The sequence below is a fragment of the Candidatus Stoquefichus massiliensis AP9 genome, assembly GCF_000455285.1.
GTDB lineage: Bacteria > Bacillota_I > Bacilli_A > Erysipelotrichales > Coprobacillaceae > Stoquefichus > Stoquefichus massiliensis.
Genome location: NZ_HG005289.1, coordinates 288,724 through 304,049 on the forward strand (window position 1 = coordinate 288,724; position 15,326 = coordinate 304,049).

A 15,326-nucleotide genomic window follows, 5' to 3' on the forward strand; every position below is an offset into this window, starting at 1 on the left:
ATTACTCATTACATTTTTTAGAGATATTTCTGCTAAAATAGCGGATAAAACTTGATTTTTTTCGCTCTTTAAAGCATAATACACTAAGAAATACATTTTTGTCATGCATATCATAACTTGTTTTTATCCAAAATTCAAGTCGATATGACTAATTTATGATATTTCTAACATTTTATAAAATTGACAAGGAGGTCCTTATGACTGATAACGAGATAGTAAAAAACGAAGAAGAGATTGAAATTAATTTAGGTGAATTATTTCAATTATTAAAATCAAAATATAAAATGATTGTTGTTTCTGTTTTGGTTTGTGCCATTATTGCTGGGGTTATCACAATATTCTTTATCAGCAAAAAATATGAGTCAACTGCCCGTATTTATCCTAAACCAGAAGTTACTGAAGGGGTTGTTGATTATACTCAAATCAATGCCAATAATTTGATGGTTAATAACTATGTTGAATTACTAAAAGGTAATAACATTCAAACACAAGTTGCTGAAAAATTAGATATTGAACAATCTCAAATTAAAGGTTCTGTGACAATAGCAAATGAAACAAACACACAAATCATTTCTATTACTGCTAAAACAAATGATCCTGAATTAAGTAAAAAGATTGTTGATCAAATGGTTGCAGTATTCAAGAAAGAAGCAAAAGACACATTAAACATCAACAATATCACAACCGTTGATCAAGCAGTTCTTGCTGAATCACCAGTTTCTCCAAGTTTAAAAATGAACTTATTGATTGGTGCTTTATTAGGGGCATTCATTAGTGTTGGTTATTTATTTATAAGATTCATGTTAGATACACATGTTCATAATAAAGAAGAAGCTGAAAAATATTTAGGTATTCCTTGTTTAGGTTCTATTCCATATTTTGAGGATTAAAACTATGCAATTTATTGATATTCATGGACATTATGCATGGGATATAGATGATGGTATTCAGACTAAAGAAGATGCTATTAAAGCCTTAAATGTTGCAAAGGCCAATAACATCACATCTATCGTTGCTACACCCCATGTTATTCCTGGAGCGCATACAAAGAAAGATATAGAACATCTTAAAGAACGAATTCAAGAATTAAAACAACTTGCTCAAAATAATCATATTGATGTTTATCAAGGATGTGAACTCTTTTTAAATCATGATTGTATTCAATCGTTACAAAATGGTTTATATATTCCTATCGAAAACACATCATATTTACTTGTAGAATTTGATGTTAGAAAAGAGTTAGGGAGTCAAGATGAAGTAGAAGATTATCTTTATGAAATTGAAGTTGCTGGATATACGCCAGTCATTGCTCATGTTGAAAGATATTTTAAAGATGAACTTGATATAGAACGTATATCAGATTTCGTTGAAAGCGGATATGTTATTCAAGTCAATGCTTCAAGTTTATTAGGAGTACATGGTAAAACTGTTAAAAATAACGCTTATCGTTTAATTGATAAAGGATTAGCTCATATTATTGCAACAGATACTCATCGCTGTGAAGGGCATCGTATACCACGCATGCAAGAAACCTTTGATATTCTTTCTAAAAGTTATCATTATCAGGTTCTTAAAACATTAATGTTTGATAATCCTCAACATATTTTACATAATGAAGAAGTTGAAGAAATCGAAATCAAGAAATCATTTTTAAAAAAATTATTGACAAGGAGATAAGAAATGGTACAAAAGAAACATAGATCAAGAAAAACATTAAATATTCTTGATAAATCAAAAAAACATAGTCAATTTGACTATACTGAAATATTCAGACATATTCGTACAAATATTGAATTTTCAACTGTAGGGAAAGAAATCAAATCTATTTCTATTACATCGACTCAACCAGGAGAAGCAAAAACAACAACATCAATTAATCTCGCTTATATCTTTGCAACCAAATATCAAAGAGTCTTATTAGTTGACTGTGACTTAAGAAAAACCATGTTACATAAATACATGAAAATGTCCAATCAACAAGGTTTAACAGATGCTTTAATAGAATTTGGGAAAACACATCGTTATAACCCAGACTATATCCAAAAGAAAACTGATCCATCATTCTTAGGAACTTTATCTATTTTAACTGGTGGCGTTCATGTTCCTAATCCATCAGAAATACTTGGTTCAGATGTTTTTAAAGATTATATGAATGTTTTAAAACAAAACTTTGACTTTATTATTGTTGACTGTGCTCCTGTTGGAACAATCTCAGATGCTATTCCTGTAGGTAATGCAGTAGATGGAACATTATTCATTATTTCAGCCCAAGATACAAATCGTAAAGATGCTGCCAATTGTATAGATTTATTGAAACGTAATAATGTTAATGTCTTAGGAAGTGTTCTTACAAAATCTGACAGTGGATCTGGAATCTACTCTTACTACTATTAAAATGAAAAAAATATCTTTTCCACTTATTGTGGCTCTACTGCTTTGTATCATTTTTACATTGATTGGTTATGATACACTCACAACGCGAAAAGAAAGTCAAAAATATCGAGAACAAAAACAAGACAATTCATCTGAAACTGTCACATCAGTCTCTTCAAATACACCTGTCATTTATTGCATTGGTGATAGTTTAACGTTAGGAGAAAAGTCCGCATCTTATCCAACTGCCCTTTCTTCATTAACTGGTTTTTCTGTCAATAAATTTGGTGGTGCACAAGATCAAAGTATTGATATATCTATTAGAATGGGTAAAACAAAGGTTTATGTTGATAATATAACAATTCCTAGTGAAACGACACCTGTTCAGATTCAACTCTTTGATAAAGATAAAGACAAAATAGATGCATTAAAAGGTACTGGTTCAAATTTTACAACTGTTGAAATTGATGGTATTGCAGGTAAACTGAAATATAATAGTGAAAAGAAAACTCATACATTTACAAGAGAACAAAAAGGTAATGAAAAGAAAATCACAAAATTAACGCAAATCAAAGCTGATTTTCCAACCTTTGATAGTCAAAGCATTGCTATAATCTTTACTGGAACTTATGATCCAAGTTCTGAAAATAGCATCTTTAGAACAATTACATATCAACGCTCTATTATTAGCCAACTGAAAACTAAGAAATATATTGTCGTTTCATTAACATCTAAAAGAAAATTTGATATCGTTGATTCAATGAATACAGTTCTTAAAGAAGAACACAAAGAACATTTTCTTGACTTTAGAAAATATTTATTAAATAATGGCTTAAAAGATGCCAATATAACACCAACTAATCAAGATAAAAAAGACTTACAGAATAAACTCATTCCATCAAGCCTTTTAAAAGAAGATAAACTCAATGGTAATTCAAAATTCAATCAATTACTTGCTGAACAAATCATACAAAAAATGATAGATCTCAAATATATCACTGAAAAAGATATACAATCTTAATCGCTATTCCTATAGCGATTTTTTTCTTCTCATAGTATTTGCGAAAAAGAATCACAAATACACTTGAAAAACAATATTCATAATTCAAGAAATATCATAAATAATCATTGCAGCAGAAAGAACATAACACCATATGATTGAGATAACTTACAGATAATGTATATAAATTATAGATAAATCAGTAGAAAAAACAACATGATTCAATCATAGATGAATGGGATGATGACATTATTTTTCTTTCACACATTAATTATAAATAGAAAAAGATTCACCGTGGTGAATCTTTACTCGTCTTCATCTATAAATTCAACGATATCTTCTATACGACAATCCAATTTTTCACATAAATCAGCTAAAGTTGTTAATCTTACATCTAAATTATGTCTAAACTTATGGACAAGACTATTTCGAACTCCCATTTTATTAATAAGAATATATTGGTTAAGTCCTTTCTTCTTTAGTGTTTTCCAAAATGGTTCATAACTTATCTTCATAAAAACATCCTCCTCTATATTACTATAAAAGGAATTGAAAATATTCATATTGTCTTTATAAAGATAATATTAAATAATTTAGTCTTGATGCTCTTTTTTATGTGTACGACTGATTTCTTCATATCCAATAAAGTCCTTATCATCAATTAACTTTTCAAAACCATCTTTATAATGTCGACTTGAAATCAGCATATCTCCATTATCTAAAAAAAGTTTACGACGACTTCCTCTTTGTTTTTTATATTTTACAACATGACGTGTATTAACTAAAGTTCGAACATTAATCTGATAAAAACCAGCTGATTGAAATAACTCTCTTAATTTAGCCATGGGTATACAACGTAATCGAAAAACATCCGTTTCTGTATATACAAATATTTTATGATCAATAACTTCAAAATAATAAACACCTAGCAATGGTATCGGATATTTATTTCGATATTCATCATAAACCTCTATTTCACCTAAACTCTCAGTAAACTGACTAACCAATAATTTAGCAAGTTTCATGTTTTTAGGATGAGCAATGAGTTTAATTTCATAATGACTCACTCTCGGATCTTCACAATAAGTAATTTTCATATTATTTCCTCCTTTGATATACGAAATTTACCTTTTTTTTCATATTTTTCAATATACAGAAGTAAAATACTTCTAAAAGGATGAAAACAATTAATATTTGTCTTTTATTCTACATTATTCGACAAATATCTTATTATAAATATACTATTTTTACCAATTTTATAGTTATTTTTACACAAAAAAAAGATCTCAATTTATGAGATCTCAAATAACGCTTTCATTTCATCAATATTCATTGAAGATATTGTTCCCTGGTTTCCTTCAACAAATGTATCTGCTAAATTCTTCTTTTGCTTCTGTAATTCCATAATTTTTTCCTCTATACTATTTTTCATAATTAAAGAAAAGACTTGAACTGATTCTTTTTGACCTATACGATGTGCTCTATCTGTAGCTTGGTTCTTAGCTGACATATTCCACCAAGGATCAAAATGGATAACAGCTTGAGCACTTGTAAGATTAAGTCCAGATCCTCCTGCCTTTAATGAAATCAGAAATAATGTTGTTTGGTCTTTTTGAAAAGCATCTACCATTGCTTTTCTTTTTTCCTTTGGTGTACTTCCATCTAATAAATAATAAGTGATATGTTCTTTATGACACTGTTCTTCAATTAAATGCAAAACACTTGTAAAAGATGAAAACAATAATATTTTTTTATTATTTTCAGCTAAAGAACGTATCAATTCCATACATCCTTTTAACTTAGAAGATGGTTCTTCAATAGTATCATATAATAAACGTGAATCTTGACATAATTGTCTTAATCTCGTCAACATTGCTAAAATATCCATACGTCCTAATTGGTTCATATTTAGCTTCTCCTGCAAAGATTTATTGACTTGAACTAGATTACCTAAATAAAGTTTTTCTTCTTCCTCGTTAAATCTAAGGTATAAAGTCTGTTCAATCTTATCTGGAAGTTCTTTCAGAACATCTTTTTTATTTCTTCTTAAAACAAATGGTGAAATCATTTGTTTTAGTTTTTCCTGTTGATCTTCATTATGATCCTTGACAATAGGTCTTTCAAAATGTTCTAGAAAATATGCATAATGATAAAGATAATGAGGCATTAAGAAATCAAAAATAGACCATAATTCAGCCAATGAGTTTTCTATTGGAGTCCCTGTTAAAGCAAAACGCTGTTTTGAATGAAGACGTTTTACACATATCGCATTTCTTGTTTTAGGGTTCTTAATATACTGAGCTTCATCTATGACAACAGTATGAAACTCCTTATCCTCATAATGTTCAATATCCCTTCTTAAATAATCATAAGAAGTTATAATAACATCATAATCATCCATAACATCAATCAACTCATCACGATGATTTTTTGTACCATAGATACATAAAACATTCAAATGTGAAGAAAACTTATTGATTTCATCTTGCCAATTTAACAATAAACTTGCTGGTGTAACAACTAAATGTGTTCCCATATTTTTTACACTTTCCAAATAAGCAATCATTTGTAATGTTTTACCAAGTCCCATATCATCAGCTAAAATACCACCAAACCCATAATGCTCCATTAAACGTAACCATTGATATCCATCAACTTGGTATTCTCTTAAAATAGACTGATATCTTTTAGGAACCATAAAATCATGATTCTTTTCTATTAAATCCTTAGTCCATTTTTCAAATTCCTCACTACGAGAATACTCAATTAAGGAATCCTTATTCATTATCTGATCAATTTCAAACAAACGATAAGCTGGTATTTCGACTTCACCGTTGACAATATCTTGAGTCTTTAACTGTAAAGATGAAGTCAATTCATCTAATTCCTTAAATTCTCTATTCTCTAAAGAAACAATCTTCCCATTCTTTAACTTATAGAATTTTCTCTTCTTTTTATAAGCTTTTAAAATGTCCATTAATTCATCTTTATTAACATCAAAACTATCAATATTCATTGATAATAAACCATGACTCATATGAACACCAACTTGAATTTTCATAGATTGAATTTTTGACAATCCTTTCAATGCATCTGTTACATAAATCTGACAATAATTAGCTAAATAGGGTAATCCCTCTTTCATAAAATGATAAGCAAATTCATGGTCATAACGCAAATAAATCAAATGATCATCAATATCTTCTATATAAGGTCGCAAATAATCTTCAATGAGATCTGCCTCTTTTGATTTATGTATATTCGTTTCATCAAATCCATAAGCAATTCCATCATCATAAATATATTCTAACTGTATACATATCTGATCATCATTTGTCATATCCCCATAAAGATTAATGACATTTTCCTGACGATAATGATCAAAAAGATATGTCTTTAAATCAATATCATCTATCAAATCAACCAGAATATATTTATAAAAATCCATCAATGATTCTTTGGAAATATACATTCCTCCACGTATTTCTAATAGTTTTCTTATAAAAACCATCATTTTAGCTGGTTCATGAAACTGATAGCGATACAATATATCATCCTGTAATGTATAAAAATATGATGATGTTATGATAACATGTTCAAATTCCTGATAATCTTTAAAATCTAAAATATAATTATGAACTTGTTCAGTGACTTCTAAAGGAATCCGATATTCTTTAAAACCAAATCCAATATCACAACAGGCTGATGGTAATGCATTCATCATTTCAAAAAAATCATCTATATGTTCATCACTCATGATTAAATATTTCATAACACCCTTTTGTAAAAGTTGATTTTTAAGGAAACATTTCTTTACAAAAGAAAGTATCTCTATAGAATCATCATCAAAAGCATCTTCACTATGTATAAATTCAAAATTCTTCCCATATTTTAAATTCTCATGATGAACAATAGCATTTAAAAATGTTTCAATATTCTTCACTACATAACTTTGACCATCATTATAAACCTTTAACATCATAAAAAGTTTATCTTTTTTACGCTGTACAAAAACCTTTAAACTGTATTGCTTTGAAGATAAAGGAATCATTGATTCACGCATCAACTGATCTTTATATAAAGAAATAAGATCCAAAGATTCTTGTTGTTTCTTTGAAAGAATACGCTCTTTTCTTTGTCTCTCTATTTCTTTTAGTTTCATTGTCTTACTTTCTTCATTATTCATTTCATAACAATAAGGAAAAGATGTAATTTTTAACTGGCGTAAATAAAATAAAATAGCTGCAATATGATGACAGTATGCACGTAATAGGCACGAACATGTTGCTTGAAGTATTTCACCATCTTGAGATATTTTTATAGATACAATCATTCTATTATTGTTCTCTGTCAGTCGTGCATTAATACGATAACAACCACTACTTTCATCCAATGATATTGTCATTCTTTCTAAATGAGTTCGTATATCAATAAATCTCCCCAATCGATATTCTTTCTCATCACTTACAATTCTCCTTATTTCACGGTCTTGTATATGCATTCATGTTCCCTCCCATCAATTTCTTTATTATATCATAAAAGTTCTTGTATGTTGAGATAAAAACAAAAGATAAGGGAATTTATCCCTTATCATCTAACGAATACTATTTTTATCTCCTAGCATAATCTTCACTTTTTGTCCATCTTCTATTGTATCACCTACACGAGGCAATTGGTCTATGACATAATCACCACTACCTAAAAATTCAAAACCATATTGATCATTCTTGACTTCTTTTTTCGTCATCCCTATATAGTTTTCAACTTCGTAAGTTTTTACATCCGTCCAGACATAAGCTTTTTCTCTTTGTTCTGAGACTTTTTTAATATTTAGGGCTGGTAAGACATCCATAAGTATCTTTCTTGCTATAGGAGCAGCCGTTGTTCCACCATATTGTACACATTTTTTAGGATTATCCATCGCAATATACAAAACAATTTGCGGATTATCAATAGGTGCTACTCCTAAAAAGGATAAAATATATCCATTTCCAGCATAAGTTCCATTAATAGCACGCTGAGCTGTTCCAGTCTTTCCACCTATACGATAACCATCAATATATGCATTTTTCCCTCCTCCATCAGTAACAACGCCTTCTAAAGCATCTCTCACTTTTTCTGATGTTTCACTACGTATAACCTGGCGAATCTTCTGAGGCTGATTTTCAACAACAATTTCATGCGTCTTCGCATTATAGATTTTATTAACAATATATGGTTTATACAATGTCCCACCATTCACACATGCACAAACTGCTCTTACTAACTGAATGGGTGTAATAGAAATTCCTTGTCCAAAAGCAACGGTTGCCTGTTCAACTTCATTAAAGTTTTCATAAGAAAACATAATCCCTGATGACTCCCCTGTTAAATCAATACCCGTTTTTTCAGTTAATCCAAAATCTTTAACATACTGATATAGTTTTTCTTTTCCTAAACGTCTACCAATTTCTACAAATCCAGGGTTAGATGAGTTTTGTAAAACTTCACGAAATGTTTGAAGTCCATGTCCACCTTTCTTCCATGATTTAATTCTTGCTCCTTTTACAATCTCATACCCTTTATCATAATAAGTATCCTTATCCATATCAAACAGATTTTCATTCAAAGCACTACTAAAAGTTAAAATTTTAAAAGTTGAACCTGGCTCATACGATTTCCAAATAGGTAAATTACGATTATAAATTTCACTATCCGCATTTTTATAATCATTAGGATCATAATCTGGTTTAGAACACATAGCCAAAACTTTTCCATTGCGTGGGTCCATTGCTAAACAAAGAATAGAATCAGGATCATAAGTATTATAAGCATTATTTAATTCTCGCTCCACAACATCCTGAACACGTGTATCTATCGTTAACTCAATATCCATTCCATTCGTTGGATAAATATAATCAGCTGGGTAAATATTCAAATTTTGACTCTTAGCATTCATATAATAATTGATGCTACCATTGACACCAGATAAATATTCATCATATTTTAATTCAAGTCCTATTAACCCCTGATTATCAATACCAACAAATCCTAAAGTTTGAGCCAAATAGTTCTTATGAGGATAATAACGCAATGTGTCCTGCACCAAATACACACCAGGCAATTTTAATCTATCTATTTGATATGCTTTATCTTCAGTCAATTGCCTTCCTTCTGGCTGTATTCTTTCCACTGAAACCTTTTTCTTTACCTTCTCTAATATTTTCTCTTGTGTACAGCCTAATATCTGTGAAAGCTTATATGCAGTATCTACTGCATCCTTCACTTGGCTCGGTACAATGATTAATGAAGATGTTGTCAAATTGTCAACCAATACTTTTTGTCGACTATCATATATTTTACCCCTCGCTGCTTCGATCGGAAAACCTCGTTGCCATGATTCTGTTGCTTTTAAAGATAATTCTTGATATGCATAAAATTGACTATAAGCTAATCTCACAACAATTGCTGCAACAATCAAAGTCATGACAATATTCACCCATTTAATTTTTTTAGCCATCTTCGTAAAGATCATTTATATCACCACTTTATACTATGATAAATATCTCTAAAATATGAAAAGAACCTCAATGAGGTCCTATTTTGCATTCACTTTTACAGTCTGTCCTGTCTTTAATTTTGTTCCTTTCGCTACACTTTGTTTATAAATCGTCCCTATACCATCAAATTCAATTTGAATATTTGTCATAGATGCAAAGGCTTCTGCTTCTTTACGTGACCATCCATCCATTGATGGCATTGTGATATTTGTTCCATTTGTTTGAAGAAATACACGTGATTTAGAAGAAACTTCTGTTTTAGATTTAGGATACTGATCTAAAACAGTATCACCATCACCAATGACTAAAGGTGTTAACTGATTTTGAGTTAACGATTTTTTCACAAAATCAACACTTTGATTTGTATATGAATCTAAGATATAAGTTGAAGTTTCTACTTCTTTTACAGACTGTTCATTCAACTTATTCAACGATGCACGAACAACGGATTTAATCAATTCAGAAGAATTCGCATTTCCACTGACTTTTCCCTGATACCAGTATGCAATAACAATTTCTGGATCATCATAAGGAGCTAAACCTACAAAACTATGTGTATAATAACCATCACTGCGGTATTTACCATCCTTGGCTACCTGCCCTGTTCCTGTCTTACCTATTAATCGGATATCATCCATATGGAAAGAATACCCTGTACTGCCTTTAATATTAATAACGCCACTTAATAAATCTAACATCTGTTTCACAGCTTTTGATGAATAAATCTGTTTAGAATATTGTGATTTTGCTTCATAAATGGTTTGTTTCGTTTCACTGTTAACAATTTTATCAACAAAATATGGTTCAACAGTCTTTCCATCATTTGCAAATGCACTGTAACCACGGATAAGCTGTAAAGCTGTAACTGTTGATCCTTGCCCATATCCTGTTGTTAGAAATTCAAGATCACGATTTCCTGAGCGCTTATATCCAGCAAAACCAGCAGCACTACTTAAACCATCAATTTCACTTTCTTGATAAAAACCTAAATCTTCATAATCCTGTTTTAACGTTTCTTTATTGGAAATTTTTGTAATCATATTACAGATAGCAGTATTACTTGAATAATAGAACCCTTTTTCATAAGAAATAGTTCCCCATCCTTTACCACTATTATGGTCATTAAGAGTTGCTACAGTTTTCCCATTAACCTTATAATGATACTGTCCTGAAGGATATGTCGCATTCAAATTCAATCGTTCATCTGTTAATGCATTGGCATAAACAAATGCCTTATAAACTGAACCAGCTTCCACAGGTTCATTCAAAAAGAGATCAACATAATTATCTATATCTCTTTTATTAGGATCAAAAGATGGATAATTACTGACTCCTAAGATACGCCCTGTTTTTGCTTCCATAACAACACAAGTGGCTTTATCTGAAACTTGGGCGTCAGTAAATTTTTTCATTTGTAAATCTAATTCTGTTTGAATATCAGTATCGATTGTTAAATAAATATCATTTCCGGATACTGGTGCTGTTTCACTAATGACTCCATTTGGAAGAATATAATTATTATTATCAGCCAAATAAATTTTTTGACCATTTGTTCCACTCAATTCTTCATCAAATACTTTTTCAATACCCATTTGACCAACAATAGCATTTGTTGTTTTTCCATTAATTTCTTCAGTTAATGCTTGAGCATATCCTATCTCATAAGATGCAAAATCACCATAACGATAATTCCTAGTTGTAAGTTCTGTAAACTCTAGTCCAGGTAATTTTAATGCATCAATTTTATCTTTAACCAAAGATGACAAATTGTTTCCATAACTTCCAAATTCCACCTGATATGTGTCTTTACTCAGACGTTCTAATAATTGATCTTCATCCATCCCAATAATTGGAGCTAATTTTTTAGCAGTATCTGCCTTATCAACAACATAAGCAGGTTGTTTATCAATCGTGAGACGTGTATTAGATAAAATAGCATATAGTTTATATTTTTTGACATCACTTGCTATCACTTCATTATCACTCGAATAAATTGTTCCTCGTTTTGCATAAAGTGTTTCAACTTTTTGTCGACCACCACGTTTATCGGCATATGTTCTCATATCGTTACCACTAACGAGATGTTTTCCAGTTACTCCCAAGTAAACAACATTAACAACTAATGAAACAACAATAACCATCATGATACAAATCACAATCTTTGCACTCTGGTTATTATTTTTCTTTTTCATAGCCATTATTCTCTTGTAACTCCTTTAACTGCAGCAGTTGATGCATTTGGTTTATATGTATATCCCTTTTTCTCTGCAATGGATTCAATACGAGGCAAAGCAGCAAGTTCTAATTGTTTGATATCTAATCCATCTATGTCTGATTCAATTGTTGCTATTTCTTTTTCAAGATTTTGACAATTAATATTTAATGTTGATTCATAAGAATTTAATGCAACAATACCTAAAACAAATATAAAAAAACTAAATATTAATAAACGTCTTGAAAATCTAACAAATCTTGTTTCTTTTTTCTTACTTTTCTTCATCCTCATATATCCTTTCTACAATTCTTAATTTTGCTGAATGTGAGCGATGATTTGATGCCAATTCATCTTCACTAGCAATAATTGGTTTACGTGTAACTTTTTCAAATTTTGGTTTTAAATACTCTGGAACAATGGGCATTCCCATTGGTAAGTCTGGTTGCTTTGTCACTTCTTGAAAAGTATACTTACAAATTTTATCTTCTAGTGAATGAAATGTAATAACTGCAATTCGTCCATGTACATTCAATATATCCAAAGCATCATCCAAAGCCTTTTCAAATACATTCAACTCATCATTCACAGCAATCCTTAGTGCCTGAAATGTTCTTTTAGCAGGATGCCCACCTTTTCTTCTCGCCGGTGCAGGAATAGCTTCTTTAATGATATCAACCAATTCAAAAGTTGTCTCAATTGGTTTTATAGTTCGATGTCTTTCAATAGCACGAGCAATCTGTTTCGCAAATTTTTCATCTGCATATTTATATAAGATTCTCACAATATCATTATAGTCATATGTATTGACTAAATCATAAGCTGAAAAAGATTGTCCCTGATCCATTCGCATATCAAGTTTAGCATCATAATTATAACTAAATCCACGTTCACCATCATCAAATTGAGGTGAAGACACACCCAAATCAAAGACAATACCATCAACATGATGAATTCCTAACTTAGCAAGTTCACTCTTCAAATAACGAAAGTTTGAATAAATGATTGTAAAATGATCTGAAATTTGACTCAATCGTTCTCTTGCTGCTGCGATTGCCACTTGATCCTGATCAAAACAATAAAGATGTCCAGTTGTCAATCTTTTCAATATTTCCTGACTATGTCCACCACCACCAAGTGTACAATCCACATAAATACCATCTTCTTTAATATTTAAACCATTTATTGTTTCTTCTAATAAAACACTTATATGATGAAACATATTTTTCTCCTTTACAGTTCAAAATCATCTAAATCTTCAGCAATATCATCAAAATTATCTTTGTTATCTAAATAGAATTCATCCCATGCCTGACTATTCCATATCTCTACATGATCTCCAACTCCAACAATAACACACTCTTTTTCTAATTGGCCTTCTTGTCTTAAAACAAGAGGAATATTAATGCGCCCAAGTTTATCAAAGTCACATTCACTTGCTCGTGAAGTCACCAAACGTATAAAAACACGTGTTCTTTTCTTTTTCTGTGGTAAAGACTGCAATTCCTGATAATAACTTTCCCAGCCTTCTTGTGTGTATAAAGCAAGGCAGCCATCATTTCCACGTGTGACAAAAACGCTTTCTCCACATTGACTTCTCATCTTTGCAGGAATGCTTAAACGTCCTTTTGCATCTATATTGTGTCTAAATTCACCAAAGAACATTTTTATCACCCACTTTATAACATTTCTATACATTCTTTAACACTTCATGCCACTATTATATAACATTTCATCCACCTTGTATAGAGAAATCACACTTCATTTTTTTATTTTTTGTACAAAAAAAGTAGCAGATATCTGCTACTATTCAATATTTTTTCAATTTTTTCCATTTAATAATATAATTCTATTACTTTCAATTCATCCATACAGTAATAAAACGAATGATCACTCCAGCATTTATTTTTTGTTAATAAGCGATATCCAAGATAATCTGACTTTAAATTTCTCTTAACCCTTTCATAAACAGCCTGATTCTCGCATTTAATCTCTGCAATACGTGTTTTATTCTTTAAACCCTGCTGAATAGCTCGAGACAGAACATTTTCATCATATCTCCCCATATATCCATCAACACTACGAAAATATGGATTTCCTAACTCACTTGTCTTTTCATAAGCACTATCAGGCTGATAACATTTTAACATATCTTCACTATCCATTAAAAAATAAGCATAACATGTATGTTCCATATCGTCATCGACTGTATCACCCCAAGTTGTATCACAATAATAGTAATCACCATTTATCTTTACCATATTCCATGCATGTCCATCATATCCAGGCCTGTTTTCAGTTTCAATTTTCGAATCTCCCGTTATATAAGCACATGATATATTCACTTGATGCAAAAGATATTGATAAGCTCTGGCATACCCAGCACAAACACTCTTTTGATCAAGTAAAGCACTCGGTATCTTCTGATCATCACCCACTTGTTCTTTATATTCTACATTTTTGATAATATAATCATATAAAAGTTTGGCTTTTTGAATATCATCCTTTTGTTGTGTTGCTTCATGAATAATTCCACTTGTTTTCTGCTGGATAGCCTGATTTGTTTTCTCAACTTGTTCTTGTGTAAGATCAAATTTAGGTATAAATATAAATTTGTGTGTATCTGTATATTGAAATTCAGAATTAATATAATATATCTCTGGGTGGTCATCTAAGACATTTTGAAAGATATTTGATACTTTATCAGAGTTGCTTTCTTCTAATGGTATCGATCTGCTAAAATTAACAAATGTATAATAAATTCTACGATAAGTTTCTTGATCTTTTTCATTTAATTTTGAATAGAAATATTGTGAATGATTATCTTGTTGATAAATTTCTAAAATTTCCTGACTATCAACTTTATCACTCTGGGACTCTAAAAATCGGTAACCAAAAAAAACAATTAAAAAAAAGACAATAATGATTAATAGGAATTTCTTTATCATGCTTTCCCCTCACTTTTCTATATCATAACAAACCATACCTTAAAAATAAAGATTTTTTATTAAAATCACAATCAGATATAATTAATGACTTACATATTACCTCAAGCAATGTTTCTGATTGGGTAAGTGCAAAAATATCCACAAATAGATAAAGTACAGATGATTGCCGATTATTTACATATTTATCAATCAAATCTTATAAAAAATAAAAATGATGATGAATATATACTCACAAGCTGATATTTCTTATACCC

At 30.2% G+C, this 15,326-nt stretch carries 13 protein-coding genes; 4 read left to right on the top strand and 9 right to left on the bottom strand.

Annotated features, from left to right (window positions below):
* Positions 1 to 197: 197 nt before the first annotated feature.
* The 4 genes from BN350_RS11060 to BN350_RS11075 are packed head-to-tail and all read left to right on the top strand — an operon-like array spanning position 198 to position 3,394.
* Complete coding sequence (locus BN350_RS11060) at positions 198 to 890, top strand: YveK family protein (RefSeq protein ID WP_028043643.1); 693 nt, start codon at positions 198 to 200, stop codon at positions 888 to 890.
* A gap of 4 nt (positions 891 to 894) precedes the next feature.
* Positions 895 to 1,677 (top strand): CpsB/CapC family capsule biosynthesis tyrosine phosphatase, encoded by a 783-nt coding sequence (locus BN350_RS11065; RefSeq protein ID WP_028043644.1) that lies wholly within the window; start codon positions 895 to 897, stop codon positions 1,675 to 1,677.
* A gap of 3 nt (positions 1,678 to 1,680) precedes the next feature.
* Positions 1,681 to 2,394, top strand: coding sequence for a CpsD/CapB family tyrosine-protein kinase (locus BN350_RS11070; RefSeq protein ID WP_028043645.1), 714 nt, complete (start codon positions 1,681 to 1,683; stop codon positions 2,392 to 2,394).
* A gap of 1 nt (position 2,395) precedes the next feature.
* Entirely contained in the window at positions 2,396 to 3,394 is a 999-nt protein-coding gene (locus tag BN350_RS11075; protein ID WP_147573579.1) for a hypothetical protein, read from the top strand.
* Positions 3,395 to 3,678: 284 nt separating this feature from the next.
* Here BN350_RS11075 and BN350_RS11080 read toward each other — a convergent pair whose 3' ends face one another.
* The 9 genes from BN350_RS11080 to BN350_RS11120 all read right to left on the bottom strand — a co-directional run bounded on the left by BN350_RS11080 (position 3,679) and on the right by BN350_RS11120 (position 15,072).
* Positions 3,679 to 3,888, bottom strand: a complete 210-nt coding sequence (locus BN350_RS11080) for a helix-turn-helix domain-containing protein (protein ID WP_028043647.1) — start codon at positions 3,886 to 3,888, stop codon at positions 3,679 to 3,681.
* Positions 3,889 to 3,966: 78 nt separating this feature from the next.
* Complete coding sequence (locus tag BN350_RS11085; protein ID WP_028043648.1) at positions 3,967 to 4,470, bottom strand: LytTR family DNA-binding domain-containing protein; 504 nt, start codon at positions 4,468 to 4,470, stop codon at positions 3,967 to 3,969.
* A 194-nt stretch (positions 4,471 to 4,664) separates the two neighbouring features.
* Positions 4,665 to 7,874: a DEAD/DEAH box helicase gene (locus BN350_RS11090; RefSeq protein WP_028043649.1), complete on the bottom strand. Its 3,210-nt coding sequence runs from the start codon at positions 7,872 to 7,874 to the stop codon at positions 4,665 to 4,667.
* A 93-nt stretch (positions 7,875 to 7,967) separates the two neighbouring features.
* The gene (locus BN350_RS11095; RefSeq protein ID WP_028043650.1) at positions 7,968 to 9,887 is read right to left on the bottom strand and encodes a penicillin-binding transpeptidase domain-containing protein; all 1,920 of its coding nucleotides are present in this window, start codon (positions 9,885 to 9,887) and stop codon (positions 7,968 to 7,970) included.
* Between the two features lie 63 nt (positions 9,888 to 9,950).
* On the bottom strand, positions 9,951 to 12,104 hold the full coding sequence (locus BN350_RS11100) for a penicillin-binding protein (RefSeq protein WP_231385270.1): 2,154 nt from the start codon (positions 12,102 to 12,104) through the stop codon (positions 9,951 to 9,953).
* Between the two features lie 5 nt (positions 12,105 to 12,109).
* Positions 12,110 to 12,412: a hypothetical protein gene (locus tag BN350_RS11105; RefSeq protein WP_028043652.1), complete on the bottom strand. Its 303-nt coding sequence runs from the start codon at positions 12,410 to 12,412 to the stop codon at positions 12,110 to 12,112.
* A complete protein-coding gene (gene rsmH, locus BN350_RS11110; protein WP_028043653.1) occupies positions 12,399 to 13,346 on the bottom strand; it encodes a 16S rRNA (cytosine(1402)-N(4))-methyltransferase RsmH in 948 nt (315 codons plus the stop codon). The genes BN350_RS11105 and rsmH overlap by 14 nt, the downstream gene beginning before the upstream one ends.
* A gap of 11 nt (positions 13,347 to 13,357) precedes the next feature.
* Positions 13,358 to 13,789, bottom strand: coding sequence for a division/cell wall cluster transcriptional repressor MraZ (mraZ, locus tag BN350_RS11115; RefSeq protein ID WP_028043654.1), 432 nt, complete (start codon positions 13,787 to 13,789; stop codon positions 13,358 to 13,360).
* Between the two features lie 170 nt (positions 13,790 to 13,959).
* Positions 13,960 to 15,072, bottom strand: coding sequence for a transglutaminase domain-containing protein (locus tag BN350_RS11120; RefSeq protein ID WP_028043655.1), 1,113 nt, complete (start codon positions 15,070 to 15,072; stop codon positions 13,960 to 13,962).
* Positions 15,073 to 15,326 lie beyond the last annotated feature (254 nt).

Coding starts and splice junctions, on each gene's coding strand:
- BN350_RS11060 (WP_028043643.1), top strand. CDS start 198: ATGACTGATAACGAGATAGTAAAAAACGAAGAAGAGATTGAAATTAAT.
- rsmH (WP_028043653.1), bottom strand. CDS start 13,346: ATGTTTCATCATATAAGTGTTTTATTAGAAGAAACAATAAATGGTTTA.
- BN350_RS11120 (WP_028043655.1), bottom strand. CDS start 15,072: ATGATAAAGAAATTCCTATTAATCATTATTGTCTTTTTTTTAATTGTT.
- BN350_RS11075 (WP_147573579.1), top strand. CDS start 2,396: ATGAAAAAAATATCTTTTCCACTTATTGTGGCTCTACTGCTTTGTATC.
- BN350_RS11100 (WP_231385270.1), bottom strand. CDS start 12,104: ATGAAAAAGAAAAATAATAACCAGAGTGCAAAGATTGTGATTTGTATC.
- BN350_RS11065 (WP_028043644.1), top strand. CDS start 895: ATGCAATTTATTGATATTCATGGACATTATGCATGGGATATAGATGAT.
- BN350_RS11080 (WP_028043647.1), bottom strand. CDS start 3,888: ATGAAGATAAGTTATGAACCATTTTGGAAAACACTAAAGAAGAAAGGA.
- BN350_RS11070 (WP_028043645.1), top strand. CDS start 1,681: ATGGTACAAAAGAAACATAGATCAAGAAAAACATTAAATATTCTTGAT.
- BN350_RS11105 (WP_028043652.1), bottom strand. CDS start 12,412: ATGAAGAAAAGTAAGAAAAAAGAAACAAGATTTGTTAGATTTTCAAGA.
- BN350_RS11090 (WP_028043649.1), bottom strand. CDS start 7,874: ATGCATATACAAGACCGTGAAATAAGGAGAATTGTAAGTGATGAGAAA.
- BN350_RS11085 (WP_028043648.1), bottom strand. CDS start 4,470: ATGAAAATTACTTATTGTGAAGATCCGAGAGTGAGTCATTATGAAATT.
- BN350_RS11095 (WP_028043650.1), bottom strand. CDS start 9,887: ATGATCTTTACGAAGATGGCTAAAAAAATTAAATGGGTGAATATTGTC.
- mraZ (WP_028043654.1), bottom strand. CDS start 13,789: ATGTTCTTTGGTGAATTTAGACACAATATAGATGCAAAAGGACGTTTA.